This window comes from uncultured Aquimarina sp. (assembly GCF_947492965.1).
Taxonomy (GTDB): Bacteria; Bacteroidota; Bacteroidia; order Flavobacteriales; family Flavobacteriaceae; genus Aquimarina.
In genome coordinates this window covers 663,837-681,139 of the sequence record NZ_CANLOZ010000003.1, presented here as the reverse complement: position 1 = coordinate 681,139, position 17,303 = coordinate 663,837, and the positions used below count along the sequence as shown (strand labels likewise).

15 protein-coding genes are annotated in these 17,303 nt (G+C 33.7%); 12 read left to right on the top strand and 3 right to left on the bottom strand.

The features are described from left to right. Window positions 1-35 precede the first annotated feature (35 nt). Window positions 36-491, bottom strand: coding sequence for a DUF1572 family protein (locus Q1B37_RS11005; RefSeq protein ID WP_299898624.1), 456 nt, complete (start codon window positions 489-491; stop codon window positions 36-38). Then, complete coding sequence (locus Q1B37_RS11000) at window positions 484-951, bottom strand: DinB family protein (protein WP_299898622.1); 468 nt, start codon at window positions 949-951, stop codon at window positions 484-486. Before Q1B37_RS11000 ends, Q1B37_RS11005 begins: the two co-directional genes overlap by 8 nt. Before the next feature lie 383 nt (window positions 952-1,334). On the opposite strand from Q1B37_RS11000, the gene Q1B37_RS10995 reads away from it, so the two are divergent. The 6 genes from Q1B37_RS10995 to Q1B37_RS10970 all read left to right on the top strand — a co-directional run bounded on the left by Q1B37_RS10995 (window position 1,335) and on the right by Q1B37_RS10970 (window position 6,590). Next, on the top strand, window positions 1,335-2,015 hold the full coding sequence (locus Q1B37_RS10995) for a Crp/Fnr family transcriptional regulator (protein ID WP_299898620.1): 681 nt from the start codon (window positions 1,335-1,337) through the stop codon (window positions 2,013-2,015). A gap of 12 nt (window positions 2,016-2,027) precedes the next feature. Further along, the gene (locus Q1B37_RS10990; RefSeq protein WP_299898618.1) at window positions 2,028-3,638 is read left to right on the top strand and encodes a glutamate synthase-related protein; all 1,611 of its coding nucleotides are present in this window, start codon (window positions 2,028-2,030) and stop codon (window positions 3,636-3,638) included. A gap of 32 nt (window positions 3,639-3,670) precedes the next feature. Further along, window positions 3,671-4,417 (top strand): hypothetical protein, encoded by a 747-nt coding sequence (locus Q1B37_RS10985; protein WP_299898617.1) that lies wholly within the window; start codon window positions 3,671-3,673, stop codon window positions 4,415-4,417. A 5-nt stretch (window positions 4,418-4,422) separates the two neighbouring features. Beyond that, window positions 4,423-4,806, top strand: coding sequence for a DUF2721 domain-containing protein (locus tag Q1B37_RS10980; protein WP_299610578.1), 384 nt, complete (start codon window positions 4,423-4,425; stop codon window positions 4,804-4,806). A 12-nt stretch (window positions 4,807-4,818) separates the two neighbouring features. After that, entirely contained in the window at window positions 4,819-6,057 is a 1,239-nt protein-coding gene (locus Q1B37_RS10975; protein ID WP_299898615.1) for a sodium:proton antiporter, read from the top strand. Window positions 6,058-6,254: 197 nt separating this feature from the next. Further along, window positions 6,255-6,590 (top strand): single-stranded DNA-binding protein, encoded by a 336-nt coding sequence (locus tag Q1B37_RS10970; protein ID WP_299610574.1) that lies wholly within the window; start codon window positions 6,255-6,257, stop codon window positions 6,588-6,590. 19 nt (window positions 6,591-6,609) lie between these two features. On the opposite strand, the gene Q1B37_RS10965 is transcribed toward Q1B37_RS10970, so the two are convergent. After that, the gene (locus Q1B37_RS10965; RefSeq protein ID WP_299898613.1) at window positions 6,610-7,620 is read right to left on the bottom strand and encodes a WYL domain-containing protein; all 1,011 of its coding nucleotides are present in this window, start codon (window positions 7,618-7,620) and stop codon (window positions 6,610-6,612) included. A gap of 189 nt (window positions 7,621-7,809) precedes the next feature. Here Q1B37_RS10965 and Q1B37_RS10960 point away from each other — a divergent pair, with 189 nt between their 5' ends. From Q1B37_RS10960 to Q1B37_RS10935, 6 genes are all read left to right on the top strand, one after another. Further along, entirely contained in the window at window positions 7,810-8,049 is a 240-nt protein-coding gene (locus Q1B37_RS10960; RefSeq protein ID WP_299610570.1) for a hypothetical protein, read from the top strand. Window positions 8,050-8,667: 618 nt separating this feature from the next. Beyond that, on the top strand, window positions 8,668-8,841 hold the full coding sequence (locus Q1B37_RS10955) for a hypothetical protein (protein ID WP_299898611.1): 174 nt from the start codon (window positions 8,668-8,670) through the stop codon (window positions 8,839-8,841). An 82-nt stretch (window positions 8,842-8,923) separates the two neighbouring features. Then, complete coding sequence (locus Q1B37_RS10950; RefSeq protein WP_299898609.1) at window positions 8,924-10,879, top strand: tetratricopeptide repeat-containing sensor histidine kinase; 1,956 nt, start codon at window positions 8,924-8,926, stop codon at window positions 10,877-10,879. Window positions 10,880-11,465: 586 nt separating this feature from the next. Further along, window positions 11,466-12,131, top strand: coding sequence for a response regulator (locus tag Q1B37_RS10945; RefSeq protein ID WP_299610563.1), 666 nt, complete (start codon window positions 11,466-11,468; stop codon window positions 12,129-12,131). A 1,181-nt stretch (window positions 12,132-13,312) separates the two neighbouring features. Next, window positions 13,313-13,888: a sigma-70 family RNA polymerase sigma factor gene (locus Q1B37_RS10940; protein ID WP_299898607.1), complete on the top strand. Its 576-nt coding sequence runs from the start codon at window positions 13,313-13,315 to the stop codon at window positions 13,886-13,888. Between the two features lie 440 nt (window positions 13,889-14,328). Beyond that, a complete protein-coding gene (locus tag Q1B37_RS10935) occupies window positions 14,329-15,852 on the top strand; it encodes a TROVE domain-containing protein (RefSeq protein WP_299898606.1) in 1,524 nt (507 codons plus the stop codon). Window positions 15,853-17,303: the final 1,451 nt, after the last annotated feature.

Here is a 17,303-nt window from a genome sequence, read left to right as displayed (position 1 = left end):
AAGATACTATATTTATTTTATTCTAAGAAGAATCCTTAGGAGTCTAGTAGTCTTCTGTGATAATTTATTTGACCTAAATGATAGGTTAGATGTGTTGTTAGATGTATTAAAAATCGATGCGTACTAGGATTCTTATCCATTAGTATTCTAGGATATTCTTTCTGAAGATCGTCTGGTGTAATAGTATCCAATGCTGTATCCACTATTTTTTGTACCTCATCAATTTTAGCAATCATTTCTGATCTGGGAACATCTTTCGCGGAAAACTCCAGATCACGTTGTCTTATATATCCAGTATTTCCAAACTCTGCTCCAATATACGTATTCAGGTTTCCAATCAGGTGTAAACAAAGGTTTCCTGCAGAATTACTTATTGCTTTTGTCTCTATCCACAAGTTCTCTTCTTTGGAATAAGCATTAATTTCTGCTTTAAGTTTGGTTAAATCTCGATCGAAGATGGTTTTTAGTATGGCTATAAGAGAATCATTCATTAGATATCATTTTATTAATTAATGTTATTTGTCCTAAGTGATAATAGGCATGTTCGATCATTGCATCAATATTTCTTTGATAAGTCCCATACTTTTCATCTACAAAGACTTCATCTAATTGCACATCCGACATTTGCTCAATCAAATCAGCAAAGCTTTCGGAATTATTATATAATCTCTGTTGTAACGCTTGCCAATCTTCTTCTGAGGTAATTGATGGTGCATCAAAACTATACTTATCCCTAATTTCTAAGTCTCCTCCTTTTAATACATTTAGAACACCTTCTATATAATAATTGATATGAAATGTTAGTAACCCAATGGTATTTAAATCACTTACTTTTTTATTCGCTTGTTTCCAACCAATTTTAGACAATTGATCTTTATAATTGGTATTTGCAATCCAACGTCCATTTAATACTACTTCTCTAAATCGATTGGCTATCTGTTTTGTTCTCATCACGGTATAAAACAAAATTAATTATAGCTAAAAATAGTTTTTTTACTAAAGAAATGATAGATAAATATCATAGAACCTTGTTAAAAATTTTCTTCAAAATCTGCTCATTCTAATGATCAATCACCACAAGATATAAAAGAAAGTGATTGATATTCCATTGTAATCAGCTATTAACAATATCCCTAATTGCAACCCAACTAAGATTAGTTGAACTTACTTTAAGCTTCCATTTTCAATACAATAATTCAACTCCTTAAAATCACCTATTAAAAAAGTAAGAAAAACAACTACTTGTCGTCTGAAGTAACTTCTAACAATTTAGTAAGATTTAGTGCTACTAAAATTCATTACTTTTAACAGTACTAACTAAACTCACACAAACATTGAATACCTACACCAAATATTGGTTTCTCGAAGGGTTTAACTTGTTTAACAAGTTAGGAAGAATCACTATGATGCGTATGTGTGAGATTCTGGAAATGGAAAACATTAATAAAGGATCTGTTATAGAACTTCTAAAAGACGATCGTAAAAGTATATTTTTCTTAAAAAAAGGAACTGTTAAGATTATTGATAGTAATAGCAAAACGGTAAAATATATCGTAAAAAAAGGAAACATCTTTGGGGAATTGGCACTCTATGAAGAATCAGAAGAAATCAAAGAACAAGCGATAGCATTAGAAGATTGCATTGTTTGCTATATAGAATCTTCGAGAATGAAAACTATTATGGAAAAACATACATCTCTAAAAAATGGTGTTCTAAAAGTTTACGGCCTACGCATTAAAAAGTTAGAAAGAAGATTAGAAGATCTATTATATAAAGATAGTAAAACACGGATTAAAGAATTCATTGTAGATTATATCAATGAATTTGGAGAACAGATTAATGAAACGCTAGTTGCAAAAAATTTACTAACGCATAAGGATATTGCTAACCTTACAAATACCTCTAGACAAACGGTTAGTAACACCTTAAGTATCTTAAGAAAAGAAGATTGTATCGATTATAATACACAGATTATTACCTTACTTCAAAAAGAAACACACACAATTCATACATAATTTACTCAAACCATGAAAAAACCAGTAGCAATTGCACAAATTAATGATTTAGAAAACAAACAACCCTCACATGCATTAGTCAATGGACTCGATCTTGTAATTATTAAATTTGATGAAGAAATATCTGTATTATATGGAAGATGTTTGCATAGAGGTGCTCTTATGGCAGATGGACATATCGATGGGCATAATCTCATTTGCGGTGTACATGGTTGGGATTATAGATATGATACTGGTGTTTCTGAATATAATAATAATGAAGTACTACATAAATTTAGCACCAAAATCGAAGGAGATACGCTATATGTAGATGAAGTAGAAATAAATAGTTATTTAACTCAACATCCGCAACCCTTTAATAGAGACGAGTATTTAGGCGCTTTTGCAGATACACATCCTGAAGACACAGAACCCTATACAGGATACATTAAAGAACTAGCAAAAAACGGATTAAAAAATCTAGGGCATCATGGGTTTTCTTCCTCAATGGGTGTGGATCGAAATACGCTTCCAAAATGGAGTGACATACAATTCTTGCCAGCACAATTGGCCAGCAGACCTTTGTTAGATCATGAAGATGTAGCAACTAAAGTAATTATTGGTCCAAAGGCAAAAAAACCATTAAGTATTGATATTCCATTATTTGTAAGCGATATGAGCTTTGGTGCTTTATCTAGAGAAGCTAAAATCTCATTATCCAGAGGTGCAGAAATGGCAGGAACTGGTATTTGCTCAGGAGAAGGTGGTATGCTACCCCAAGAACAAGAAAGCAACACCAAATATTTTTATGAACTTGCTTCTGCGCAATTTGGGTTTTCATGGGATAAACTAGAAAAAGTACAAGCCTTTCACTTTAAAGGTGGACAAGGCGCTAAAACCGGAACTGGTGGCCATCTTCCAGGAAATAAAGTGAGTAAGGAAATTGCCGAAGTTCGAGGATTACAAGAAGGAGAAACTGCTATTTCTCCAGCTACGTTTCCTGATTTTCATGGAGTACAAGACTTTAAAGACTTTGCTGAAAAAGTAAGAGAAAAAACAGGAGGCATTCCTGTTGGTTTTAAGATTGCTGCAAGTCATATAGAAAAAGATATTCAATTTGCATTAGATGTAGGTGTAGACTATATCATTTTAGATGGTCGCGGTGGTGGAACAGGTTCTGCTCCAACAATTTTAAGAGATAATATCAATGTACCTACAATTCCTGCTTTGGCAAGAGCCAGAAAATATTTGGACAAAGTTGGCGCTACTGATGTAACATTAATTATTACTGGTGGATTACGAATCGCAGAAGATTTTGCTAAGGCCATGATGTTAGGAGCAGATGCTATTGCGGTTTCTAATGCTGCGTTGCAAGCAATTGGATGTTTAGGAATGAGAGCCTGTGGTAGTAATAATTGTCCTGTTGGTATTGCCACGCAAAAAGAATCTCTGAGAAGTAGGTTGATTATAGAATCTTCTGCTAAACAATTATGTAATTATTTTGAAGCCACTAATAACCTCATCAAAGTAGTGGCAAGAGCTTGCGGATATGATGATATTTCTAAGTTTAATCATAATGATTTATCAACTTTTGATCGAGATATGCATCAGTTAACAGGTATCAATTATGCAGGAGTTTTATAAAACCTGTGTTTCACAAAATCAAAAATAAAACCATGACAGTACAATTGCACTTAGCTGCCCAATATCTAGCAGCTGCCGGAATCTCATTTGTAGATAAAAAAGAAGATGATAGTCATACCAATCTCGGATTTTCTATCGAAAAAAGAAGTCTCATTACTAGAAATTTGGATAAAAAATCAATCACACTTTCTCTTAATTACCAAACCTTTGGATTAGAATGGAATGACAATGAATCCATTGCTATATTTCTGCTAGATGGTAAAACTCATAACCAAGTTTTGGAATGGATAAATAGTATGGCATCAAAAAGTAAACTATCTAAATCTTACATCTATGATCTTCATTATGAACTCCCATATCAAATAACTGATGACTATATATTCAAACTAGAAGATGCTGACAACTTACAAAAACTAAAAGAACAAAGAATCTTAGCAAATACTATTATAGAAGAATTTCTAAATACGAATAACTTAGAATCAGAAATTAGGATTTGGCCACACCATTTCGATACTGGCGCCTTCGTTCCTAGCATAAACGCATCAGGAATATCAATTGGCCTGGGAATGGCAATACCAGATACGATGATAGATGATTATTATTTTTACATCAGCGGATATCATGGACATGATGGTGTAGATACTTCTGATTTTAAAAAGTTATCAATAGGAACCTGGAAAAATAATGGATTTAAAGGAGCGGTGTTACCAATTACCGGAATTGAAAAAGAACAAGGTATCAATTTCTTAAACGAAGCGCTAACTGCGTACAAAAGTTAATAACTATGGAACATTGGTATATTCCTGCAACCATCATTCCTGGCATAGGGCTTTTAATCTTATCTACTTCCAATCTTTTGGTAAATCTCTCATCAGAGATCAAAGGAATGATAGATCAGGAGGGAAGTACTCCAATACTTATTCAACGAAAGCTTAAACAGCTTAAATTATTAAACAGTGCTATGGTATTCATGTACATCGCTGTAGCATGTTTTGTAATCGCAGCATTGGTCTCTGGAATTTATAAAAGTGTAGAAGGTAATTTCGATTCGGCCATTTATATTACTATTTCAGGAATTATTAGCGCATTATTAGGACTTCTAGCGCTCATAGTATATTCTTTTAAGGCTGTAAAAATTAGACAAGATCAATTTAATAATAAATGTTAGCCCTTTAGAATCATGCTACAATCCTTCAGTATTATTTTTTCTATAGCCGCGTTTTTTAGTTTTATCAATTACAAATGGCTAAAAATGCCTGCCACCATTGGTTTAATGATCATGAGTTTATGCACCGTGATCATCATTACACTTAGCAAAAGTATTGTTCCTGATTTTTATGAATTCTTTTGTGATATTGTTGCCAATTCTGATTTCAAAACCTTACTATTAGATGGTATTCTTAGTTTTCTTTTATTCGCTGGAGCTTTACACGTAAATATCGAAGAACTTACCAAAGAAAAATGGTCTGTTATCCTGTTTGCAACACTGGGAGTTCTAATTTCTACTTTTTTAGTTGGCGGATTAACCTTTGGTGCAGCAAGACTATTGCATATAGAATTACCGTTATTACATGCACTGCTGTTTGGTGCACTTATCTCGCCTACAGATCCGATTGCGGTAATGGCCATTCTGAAAAAAGCCAATATTGCCAAAAGTTTAGGAATTAAAATCGAAGGAGAATCGCTGTTTAATGATGGTATTGGAGTGGTTGTATTCTCTGGAATACTAATTCTTATAAGTATGGAAGGAAATCTAGAAGGATCTGTAGGCGCCGAAATTGGAAAATTATTTATGGAAGAAGCCATCGGCGGCATTGTATATGGAATTGTTTTAGGTTTTATCGGATACCATAGTATAAAATCTGTAGAAGAGAATCCACAATTATCCGTAATGATTAGTTTGGCAATCGTAATGGGTGGATATTCACTAGCATCGCTGATTCATGTATCAGGACCATTAGCAATGGTAGTTGCTGGAATGATCATCGGTAACAAATTAAACGTTGCTACCAATAAAGGACCTACCAGAAAACTAATGAATGACCTCTGGGAAGTATTAGACGATATTTTTAATGGTATTTTATTTGTTCTTATCGGACTAGCAATTCATTTATTAAAATTCGATACTGGAAATCTAATACTGGGAATCATAGCCATATTCATTGTATTATTTTCAAGATTTATTTCGGTACTACTTCCCTACTCTTTATTAAAACATACAGAAACAAATCCGATTAAGACCGTAACCATATTAACTTGGGGTGGTTTACGAGGTGGTATTTCATTGGCATTAGCATTAAGTTTAGCCGATAATCCATCTGCAGAAGTAATCCTATATATTACCTATGTGGTTGTTTTCTTTTCTATTCTTGTACAAGGATTAAGCATTGGACAATTGGTCAAAAAACTATATCCATAAGTCCCTTTTTAGCATTCTATAAATCTTCCATAAAATACTATTCGACACAAACGACTACAAACGTTTACAACCGAAAATAAACACTTCCTAACCGTATGTAACTTGCTTCTACTCCTATGTTTGCCCTGTCGAAACATAAGAACTCGATAATCATTATCTAATTTATTTGCGCTATGCAGATTATAAAAATCAATGTCATGAATACATTAAAAAACAAAGTACAATTAATCGGAAATTTAGGACAGGAACCAGAAATTATCTCTTTAGATTCCGGAAGAAAACTAGCCAAGTTTTCTATCGCTACCAACGACTACTATTATAACAAAGCTGGAGACAAAATCACGGATACGCAATGGCATAATATCGTTGCCTGGGGAAAAACCGCTGATATTATCGAAAAATATGTAACCAAAGGACAAGAAATAGCCATCGAGGGTAAACTAACCTCTCGCAGTTATGATGACAATGAGGGTAATAAAAGATACATCACCGAAGTAGTTTGTCACGAATTATTAATGTTAGGAAATAAATAACGTAGCTATGAAGGATACATTAAGTATATTTTTTTACCGCTCGTTTTAATTTTTCCTGAATTCTATTACGTAGTTTTTCTGGTTGTAGTACTTCGATACTATCTCCAAAACCGAGAATCAATCGTTCCAGCTCAAAATTCATTTGCACTTCGATGCTAAAGGTCACTCCATAATCATCTCGTGCAACTGTTTTCTGAGAGCTATGAAAAGGTTTTGTAGTCACATAAGGAGCATTACGGCGATCAACGCGAAAGCTAATCAGTTCTGGTCGAACATTTTCTGAAACCGTCACGCCTATCACATCTTTGTAATAATCGTCTCCATCGATATGATGGTCTACATAAGGTATGTCTGTATCTGAAGTAGCAATACTAATGATGCGATCTAGAGCAAAGGTAGTAAGTGACCTTCTGTTATGACCAACTGCCAGTAAAAACCATCGGTTATTAAATTCTTTTAATAACTGTGGGTGGATCTCGATTTCACTAGGTTGTCTGGCTTTAAAAGAACGGTAACCAATTTTCAGGACTTTCTTATCCAAAATAGCGTGGTAAAGCATATCTATATGATGTAATCCTTTTAGCTGCTCATTCTTTTCGAGGTGAATAATAGGTTTGTTATTCTTTTGGGTAGCATATACAGAATCTTCCAATCGCTCTAACACACCATTCATCTCTTTAAAAAGCGAGAAATCTTTAAACTGTCGTAATATCTGTATGGACTCATTCATAATCTTAATATCATGATCGGTAACCGGAATATTCATAATACTATAATCCTCCTCTGCATATCGATAATATTTGCGCTGATATACTTCTATCGGTGCATTATACCCCAATTTATCACTACGCATCATCTGTATATCCAACTGAACCGTTCTTTTACTTACGTATACATCTTTTCCTTCGTATTCGTACAAAGCATCAGAACAGGCTTCGATCAGATCATCCAACGTCCATGTTCTAAAGCTATTACGAAGACACTGATCAATGGTTTTATAACGAATTAGAGCATTTTTATTCGACGCCATGTTAAAAATTTTAAGAAAAATATGAATTATCTTTTTACTACGCAAAAAGAATGCGTACTAGCACCAGATATTTGTACTATAAATAATGAAACAAGAGGCACAATGATAGTGTTTCGAGTAATTAATAAGTAAATCAGGGGAAACCTGAAAATGTTTAAATCTCGATTATCGAGTAAAAAATATAGTACAATGAAGTTTAATCAATTATCAAAAAAGGAGCAGGAGATCAGAAATAATCTGTTTACCGATGCATTCGCTGGCTTCGTTGGGATAGGATTTTACACTTCAGTTGTAAATACTACTCCACCAAAAATGCCAAGTGCAGACAGTAACAAGATACTGGAAAAAGCACTAGATCTAATGAACACTAGCTTTCGCAAAGCGTTCATAACAGACAGCTATACTTCGCATATAGTTGGAATTTCGTAAGCTTTTTATAAGTACTGATTAGCGAACGGTGCAACATCGATCTAAAGGTCGAAAATTTACATCAGTTGAAGTACCCGTCCAGGACGGATGTATCGAAGACCCGCCTACTGGCGAGGAAGGCAAGTAAATTCTAAAGCACCATACCAAACAACCAGCTGCTTATCTAAAGATGAGAATACCGAAAATATCGAGTATATCCAGTAAAAATTTTCTAACAAACCCAAAAAAAGCATTGGTAACTAAAGGTGTAACAATCGATGGTTACGCCGAGCCACACTACCAATGAACATACGAAGATGTCGCACCTAGATGCTACACCAAGATGTTACGCCGAGATATCACACTGAGATGTCATACTGAGCTTGCCGAAGTATTGTCAAAGTGTTATCGAAGTATCATCAATGTGTTCTCCAAGTGCCATCTAAGTACCATCCGAGTGCAGTTCGCTACTACCCAAAAGGGGAAAGTAGGGTAATGCGACCGCACGAGGATCACTTTCCCGAAAACAAAGGATCATTTCCCATAGGTGAAATGTATGTATCCGCATACTAGCTGGGGCTATCACTTATGGGCGTACCCCAACAATTGGAATATATCAATCACAAAACAACTAACAACATGAAAACTTTAAGATTTATATTATTAGCTATATTACTAGGTGTTAACCTTGTTTCTTGCGAACCTCCAACCATCCAGGATGAAATCGGAGTTGAAGAAGTAGAGAGTAAAGTCTCACTTACGGAAGAGGAATCTGGTACAGTGGATACAGAAAATGAAGAAAGAGATAATTAAAATAAATATCTTTGCTTGAAGAAGGCTTTAAAATACGTAAAGCCTTCTTTCATTCTACAATTAAGATAGTTATTTATAAAAAATGAGAACATCAGCTTTTTTTTATATATTATTTTTATTAATGATAATTAGTTGTACAACTAAACCTCAAAAAAAAAATAATGAAAAAGAGAGTGCATCAGTTAAAAACTATATTTCCAACGCCTTAGATACAAAAAAGGATAAATCCGAAAGAATACAAAATGCAGATAGTGCTTTCAAAATATTAGATTTAACTAAAAATGATTTAAAAAAACGTAAAAAATTAACCCAAATATCTAGAGTTTACCTTGACTTAAACGATAGTCTTCGCTTCTTCAGATCAATTCACCAAATTCTAAAGCTTTCAAAAGAAATTAAAGATTCTTCAGGAATAGCTTTTAATTACATAAGGCTAGCCATTTTTTATGAGAAAACGAATAAACTAGATAGTGCTTATGTAAACTACAAAAGATCTGAAAGAATGTATGTCCTATTAAATGATAGACACCCTTATCAGCATGGAAGAACTTTATTAGGAATCGCAATAATTCAAAGACAAGTAAAAGATTATGTGAAAAGTATTTCTAATACGGTGAAAGCAATTCAAAAATTTGAACTTGACGGAAAAGCTAACAATTACCTTACAATATGTTACAGTAATCTGGGAATAGTTTCTAATAATCTCGAAGAATATAATAGAGCAATAGAATATCACTTAAAATCAGTCAAATATGCTCAAAGTTTAAAAAATAAATCAGAAAGGGAAATTTTAGCTTTTAATAACATTGGTATAGTTTATAAAAATCAAAAAAAATATGACAAAGCTATCGAATTTTTCGATAAAGCTCTAACTTACAAAGATTTCCTTAATAAGAATCCGAAAAGAAAATCATTACTATTAGATAATTTAGCCTATGCGAAATTTTTATCTGGTGAAAAGACTAATATAATTCATGAATTTAACGAGGCTTATAATATTCGAGATAGTATTCAAGATAAAATTGGTCTAACCACAAATAATTTGCACATAGCGAGATACTATCATTCAAAAAATAATAAAGATCAAGCATTAAAACATGCTAAAAATGCCGAAACCCTTTCCCATATTCTTAAAACTAATAAGGAATTATTACAGTCCTATTTACTACTTTCCGAAATATCTCAAGGGAAAGACAAAATCCATTATTTACGAAAATACATCAACCTAAATGATAGTTTAATTAAAGAGGAGAGAATTTTTAGAAATAAATTTGCTCTTATCGAATTTGAAACTGAAGAAAAAGAAGAACAGATTAAATTGGGAAAACAAAAAATTGATGAAGTACAAAATCAAAATACCATCTACCTGCTTGGGATGCTCCTACTCGTTACTTTTATTGCTTTTATCATCTACTTTTCGCGTCAGCGTACCCGATATCTTGCACAACAGAATAAAATTGTAGAATTTCAGGCAGCCTATGAAACCGAAACCCGTATTTCCAAACGTTTACACGATGAATTAGGGAATGATATCTTTCAGGTAATGATGCAATATCAGAACGATCCACATGATCCACAGATTACCAAAAAATTAAATACTGCCTATAATAAAGCCAGAGATATTTCTAGAGAAAATAGTGAGTTCGAAGTGGATGAAACCTACACCGAAGAACTTACGGATATGTTGACCAATTATACCGAGAATCATAGCAAATTGATTCTTAGAGGTATTGATAAAATCAATTGGGATATGGTAGATAAGAATCTAAAAATCACCATCTACCGAGTATTACAAGAACTCATGACCAATATGCAAAAGCATAGTCAGGCGGATTTGGTAGCCATTGTGTTCAAAAATGAAAAAAACAAACTTTTGATCAAATATTCTGATAATGGTATCGGCATCGAACAAGAGGATATCAAATCCAAAAACGGACTGCGTAATACCGAGAAACGTGTTCAGGCCATACAAGGAAACATTACGTTTGATTCTGCAAAAGACAAAGGCTTTAAAGCAGAGATCAAAATTCCTGTATAATCCCAAAACCGTCAATTCGAGGGGTTTTTCGAAGTGAAACGTAGAAAATTGTACTTCGACAAGCTCAGCAGAACTATCGAGAATCTTTTAAAGACAAAAACTAAACAACATCTCGATACATTTTTAGTTCCGCTATCGCTACACAAAAAACACTCGATGTGACGATCAACTATATAAAACCCAACTTTCTAATAACAAACGGCCTATCGAAAAATTGTTGTAAAATTTGAAGTTACACTGAGCCTGTCACACTGAGATGTCACACTGAGCTTGTCGAAGTGTTATCGAAGTGTTGGCAATGAAAAAAAGAAAATAGAATCCTTTAAACGTAAATGTAAAAAAGTCCCTCTTTGAAAACCTGTCAGCTATTTGGAGGAAGGGATTTAGGGAGATGTTACTTAATATGATATCAGAAAAACATCCATCCCCAACCCTTCCTTCAAAGGAAGGGAGTAAAAAACTCCTTTACAAAAAGATAGTTGACAAGATCTTTCTCATAATAAATCAAAAGAATACGGAAAAGCGTAATCAACCTATTTACGGAACAATTATATTTGACCTTTATAACAGAACTAAAACGTATACGATGTTTACGAAAGTATTGGTTGCAGAGGATTATGAAATCGCCAATCAAGGAATTATAAAAGTAATACAAGAAGGGTTAGGAATTCAGAATATCCATGAATCTAAGTATTGTGATGATGCCTATCTCAAATTCAGAAAAGCATTTCAGGAGAATGAACCTTTTGAGTTACTTATAACAGATCTATCATTTAAAGAAGATCACAAAGTACAAATCAGAACTTCCGGAATCGATTTGATTCAGGATATCCGAAAAATACAACCCAATATAAACGTCATTGTATACTCACAAGAAAGCAGACCAGACAAAATAAATATGTTATTTCAAAAACTAGATATCAATGGCTACGTATGCAAAGGGCAAAATGCAGTAAGAGAATTAGTAAGCTGCGTGCAAGGTGTATTTCGGGGAGATACCGTTTTACCGCCAGAAGTTACCGAAGCCAGTACCGATAATATCGTCAATCTAGACGATTTTGATATCATGTTATTAGAAGAACTATCACAGGGACTGACTAAAAAGGAAATCGTACAAAAGCTTAAAAAGCTTAAAATAACTCCGAATAGCGAAAGTACGATTGACAAAAAACTAAGCAAGCTTTTTGATGACTTCAAAGCTAAAAACACTACACATTTAGTCGCTATTGTAAAGGATTTGGGATTACTATAGCAACTCCTTGATGGCGATCTTCTCAAGATTATCGACTCGATTTATAATCGAGATGCTTTCGAGAAAAGAAAAAACCGTCAATTCGAGTACTTCGATTTTAGGAGAAGTGTATCGAGAATAGGTTTTAAGTAATATATCATCAATTCAAGTACTGATATAAAATATAATTCATAGACTGTAAACGGCCTATCAAAAACTTGTTGTAAAATTTGAAGTCACACTGAAATGTCACACTGAGCTTGTCGAAGTGTTGTCGAAGGGTTGGCAATGAAAAAAAGAAAAGTCAGAAAACATCTCGATAGTTCTGCTGAGCTTGTCGAAGTACATTTTTAGTTCCGCTACCGCTACACAAAAACACTCGATGTGACGATCAACTATATAAAACCGTCAATTCGAGTGCTTCGACTTTAGGAGAAGTGTATCGAGAATAGGTTTTAAGTAATATATCATCAATTCAAGTACTGATATAAAATATAACTCATAGACTGTAAACGGCCTATCGAAAAATTGTTGTGAAATTTGAAGTCACACTGAGATGTCACACTGAGCTTGTCGAAGTGTTGACAAAGGGTTGGCAATGAAAAAAAGAAAAGTCAGAAAACATCTCGATAGTTCTGCTGAGCTTGTCGAAGTACATTTTTAGTTCCGCTACCGCTACACAAAAACACTCGATGTGACGATCAACTATATAAAACCGTCAATTCGAGTGCTTCGACTTTAGGAGAAGTGTATCGAGAATAGGTTTTAAGTAATATATCATCAATTCAAGTGCTGATATAAAATATAACCTATAGACTTTAAAACGGCCTATCGAAAAATTGTTGTAAAATTTGAACTTACACTAAGATGTCACACTGAGCTTGTCGAAGTGTTGACAAAGGGTTGGCAATGAAAAAAAGAAAAGTCAGACAACATCTCCTTAACGCACATTGAGCAAAAGCAATAAAAAATTTATCCATAACAATTCGGTGAATTACCAAATCTTTTTCCTCTCTACTATCACCCTGATTTTATGCACGCTTAAACTTCAAAACATAACTTTTAACAAAAAATTTCCTTCGATTACGGAAATCCGTAAGGACTTCAGCCAGAGTAGATTTATGTTTGTATCGTCAAAAAAAGGAAATACATACTTAATCAGTATACACATCAAAAAACGTAGCAGTTAAACAAAAAAGGTAATGGGAAAAAGGAATACGGATCAAGCAGTTATAAATGGTATCTTGAATGGGGATCAAGAAATACTAACTATTTTTTACAGAGATAATATTAGCTATATCCAAGGATACATTCTTAGACATAGCGGTACGATGCAAGATGTTGAAGATATTTTTCAAGATGCGCTGGTTGTACTCTACCAAAAAATTAAATCTGGAACTTTTGAAATCCGTGTTCCTTTAACTACCTATTTCTACGGAATCTGTAAAAACACCTGGAGAACTCGATTACGCAAAAAACATCAAATCGTTTTCGACGAAACGATGATCGATACAAAAAAAGAAACAACAGATGCCATTACAAGTTCAATAGAAAATGATGAACGTGAGCATTTATACCGAAAACATTTCCAAAAGCTAAGTACTAGTAATAAAAGTTTAATGCTCCTTTATTTCGAAGGAAAATCAGTAAACGAAATCTCAAAGATCACTGGATATACTCCAGGATACACCAGAAAAAAGAAGTTCGATGCTAAAAAGGAACTTTTAATGAGAATCGAACAAGACCCGATGTTTCAAGAATTGAGAGTTCCCGCGTAAATTTTATTTTTTACCAAGAGAAACAATTACAAATAAGTATAAAATCAGAGCCAGATTACTCAGAGTGATCTGGCTTCTTCAGTTAGTATGAAGAAAATTTCGATGATAAAAATGACTATTTGTGGTTTTTGATAGTAAAATCAATCTAATTGATGATTTACCGAAAAGAACTCAAAACCAACTCTTAACATATCTTTTTTCGATAAAAAATAAAAAAAATCACATTATTTTTTCACTGCGCAAAAAGAATGCGTAGTCACTTAAAACATTTGCATTGTAATTAACAACAAAATGCGAATAAGATGAAACGAGCATTAAGAAATTTAAAAATTATTTCACAAAGGAAATTTTTAAAATTCTTAATGAGAGAACGAAGTGGTAACATACGTTCTCAATTTTATAATTAACTATTTATTAAACAATTATTAAAATTTAAACGTATGAAATTTAATGTATTTACAAAATCAACAAATGAGGTAAGAAATTATCAAGGTGCTAAAGCATTTAGATTATCTCCTGAAATGGAATTGTACACGGCTGTTGTTAATTCCACTTTAGAAAAAACCAATTACGAAGCTACCAATGATCGATTAGAAAGAATCATTCAATTGGTTCAAAAAAACGATCCTTACTTTGTAGCACAGCTAGCTGTATACGCAAGACAAAAAATGTATCTAAGATCAATTCCTATTGTATTGGCAGTAGAATTATCTAAGGTTCATAGTGGTGATAATTTGATTAGCAAAACCGTAAATGGTGTGATCCAAAGAGCGGATGAAATTACAGAGCTTTTAGCATACTATCAATTTGCTAATCAGAGAACTGGAACTAAAAAGTTGAACAAGCTTTCTAAGCAAATTCAAAAAGGTATTGTAATGGCTTTAAATAAGTTTGATGCATACCAATTTGCGAAATATAACAGAAAAACTGAGGTTACTTTTAAAGATGCTATCTTTTTAACGCACCCAAAACCAAAAGATAATGTACAACAATCTATCTTTGATAAGGTGATTAATGATAGTTTAGAAGTTCCTTATACTTGGGAAGTTGAGTTATCGACTTTAGGTCAGCAAAAGTTTGCCAATGATATCGAAAAGCAAAACGCCTTTACCGCAAAGTGGGAAGAACTTATCGATAGCAACAAACTTGGATACATGGCGCTAATGCGTAATCTAAGAAACATCCTTGAAGCAGAGGTAAGTCATGCACATATTGCCAAAATCGTTACTACTCTTACTAACGAAAGTAATGTAAAACAATCTAAGCAGTTACCATTTAGATTTATGGCTGCATACCAGGAATTAAGTGCGGTAAAATCCTCTTACACTTCATACATTTTAGATGCTTTAGAAAAAGCAATCCAAATTAGTGTGATCAATATGAAAGGATTTGAACTAGACACAAAAGTGGTAGTAGCATGTGATGTATCTGGATCGATGATGCAACCTATTTCTAGAAAGAGTAAGATACAAGCTTACGATATCGGATTAGTACTAGGTATGTTGTTGCAAAACAAATGCAAAAATGTGATCACAGGTCTTTTCGGAGATCGATGGAAACAATATGTATTACCAAAAGGTAATGTATTATCCAATGTGATGAAGCTAAAAAGAATTGAAGGTGAAGTTGGATATTCTACAAACGGTTACAAAGTGATTCAAAGTCTGAATAACAACAAAACCAAAGTAGATAAGGTGATGATCTTTACGGATTGTCAACTATGGAATAGTGGTCATTACAATTCGGATAAGCATATTGAAACTGAGTGGAAAGCATACAAAAAGTTAGTTCCGAATGCTAAGCTATATATCTTCGATTTAATGGGATACAACAGTGCTCCATTACAAGTAGAACAAAATGATGTATACCTAATCGGCGGTTGGAGTGATAAAGTTTTTGAAGTGCTAGACGCTTTAGAAAATGGAAACTCAGTAATCCAATATATCAAGGAGCAATCCTTATAACAGTAGTAAGCTCACATCTATGGATGGTGTGAGCTTCTTAAACAAGTTCATTGAAAACATAGAAAATATTGAAAAAACAAGTGCCGTAAAAAAGAGTTACTTCGTAACTATAACGGTCCTAAGGTAGCGTAGCACAAGCGATTGTGTGAGCGAAGCTGGGTTAAAAACCAGCAGGGTGAAATGCATATATGCGCACATCTCTCTGAGATTTCGAATCACCGGTTCACTGTCCGCCTATGGCGGATAAGAACGGCGCTCTTCAAAGAGCATCTCTCTTTTTGCTTTTTGCCTTGTTTAACATAAAAATATTAAAAGTAAGTGTCGTAAATAAGAGTTACTTCGCATTCATAACGCCGTGGTCGTGGGTTCGAGTCCCACTCCGCCTATAGCGGATAGCTCAGTTGGATAGAGCGCGCAACAGTCTCTTATTGCTTTTTACCTTACTTCAATAAAAGAATACTCAAAGTAAGTGTCGTAGAAAAGTTTTACTTCGTTGTCGAACTATTGGGGTCATGGGTTCGAGTCCCATTCTGCTTAGGCAGGTAGCTCAGAGAGGTTAGAGCACAATACATAACAGACTTTTTGCTTTTTACCTTACTTTACATAACATATATTCTCTAGAACATAAAGTGTCGTAGACTAGTGTTACTTCGTAGGTTCGATTCCGAATTCCTCCACAAAAAACTATAAACACAACAAATATCATGGGGGAATTGCGCTCAAATTTGGTGAGCAAGATTCACTAATCGCTTTTTACCTTTATCAAAAAGAGAATACAAAAACAATTATAAAGAGTGTCGTAGAAAAACGTTACTTCGATTCAGGTTCCGGTAATGTAGGTGCAACTCCTACCCTCGCAAGAGGTCGTCTAATAGTAGGACGCCGTTATAGTCGTTTTTTGATCATTACCTCTTTTTAAAAAAATAAGAATAGAACAAGTGCCGTAGACAAAAGTTACTTCGCACTTTTAATGCCGGTGTTGCGGGTTCGAGTCCCGTCTCTTCCACAAATATTCTTTTGGATAAAACTAGAAGAGTTCAATCTCGATTATCGAGAGAAACTTTTAATCGGGAGAGTAGCTCAATTGGTAGAGCACGTATTTGTCTTTTGTCGTTTTTTGCCTTGTTTTTAAAACAAAAATCAAAAAATAAAGAGTGTCGTAGAAAAGTGTTACTTCGCACCGACAGTTTGAACAATTTTCACTTTTCAATCAGTTACCTCTTTTTTTTAGCAGCATACCAGAATGTGCCGTTTTGTAATCATACTTCGCTTTTTGGATAGGTTCATATGGGTTCGAATCCCATCGATATTAATTGATTATACACTTGTAGCCATTCTGTACTATTATTAAATAAAAAAGAAAACCAGGTTTGAACCTGGTTTTCTCGATTAAAAAAACATCCACTGACGACTGACTGGTCGATTATGAATTGAGGTATTATCTTTTTATA

What these genes read in the sequence shown, in the direction of transcription:
- Q1B37_RS11005 (WP_299898624.1), bottom strand. Translation starts at nt 491, where the DNA reads ATGAATGATTCTCTTATAGCCATACTAAAAACCATCTTCGATCGAGAT.
- Q1B37_RS11000 (WP_299898622.1), bottom strand. Translation starts at nt 951, where the DNA reads ATGAGAACAAAACAGATAGCCAATCGATTTAGAGAAGTAGTATTAAAT.
- Q1B37_RS10990 (WP_299898618.1), top strand. Translation starts at nt 2,028, where the DNA reads ATGAAAAAACCAGTAGCAATTGCACAAATTAATGATTTAGAAAACAAA.
- Q1B37_RS10985 (WP_299898617.1), top strand. Translation starts at nt 3,671, where the DNA reads ATGACAGTACAATTGCACTTAGCTGCCCAATATCTAGCAGCTGCCGGA.
- Q1B37_RS10980 (WP_299610578.1), top strand. Translation starts at nt 4,423, where the DNA reads ATGGAACATTGGTATATTCCTGCAACCATCATTCCTGGCATAGGGCTT.
- Q1B37_RS10975 (WP_299898615.1), top strand. Translation starts at nt 4,819, where the DNA reads ATGCTACAATCCTTCAGTATTATTTTTTCTATAGCCGCGTTTTTTAGT.
- Q1B37_RS10970 (WP_299610574.1), top strand. Translation starts at nt 6,255, where the DNA reads ATGAATACATTAAAAAACAAAGTACAATTAATCGGAAATTTAGGACAG.
- Q1B37_RS10965 (WP_299898613.1), bottom strand. Translation starts at nt 7,620, where the DNA reads ATGGCGTCGAATAAAAATGCTCTAATTCGTTATAAAACCATTGATCAG.
- Q1B37_RS10960 (WP_299610570.1), top strand. Translation starts at nt 7,810, where the DNA reads ATGAAGTTTAATCAATTATCAAAAAAGGAGCAGGAGATCAGAAATAAT.
- Q1B37_RS10955 (WP_299898611.1), top strand. Translation starts at nt 8,668, where the DNA reads ATGAAAACTTTAAGATTTATATTATTAGCTATATTACTAGGTGTTAAC.
- Q1B37_RS10950 (WP_299898609.1), top strand. Translation starts at nt 8,924, where the DNA reads ATGAGAACATCAGCTTTTTTTTATATATTATTTTTATTAATGATAATT.
- Q1B37_RS10945 (WP_299610563.1), top strand. Translation starts at nt 11,466, where the DNA reads ATGTTTACGAAAGTATTGGTTGCAGAGGATTATGAAATCGCCAATCAA.
- Q1B37_RS10940 (WP_299898607.1), top strand. Translation starts at nt 13,313, where the DNA reads ATGGGAAAAAGGAATACGGATCAAGCAGTTATAAATGGTATCTTGAAT.
- Q1B37_RS10935 (WP_299898606.1), top strand. Translation starts at nt 14,329, where the DNA reads ATGAAATTTAATGTATTTACAAAATCAACAAATGAGGTAAGAAATTAT.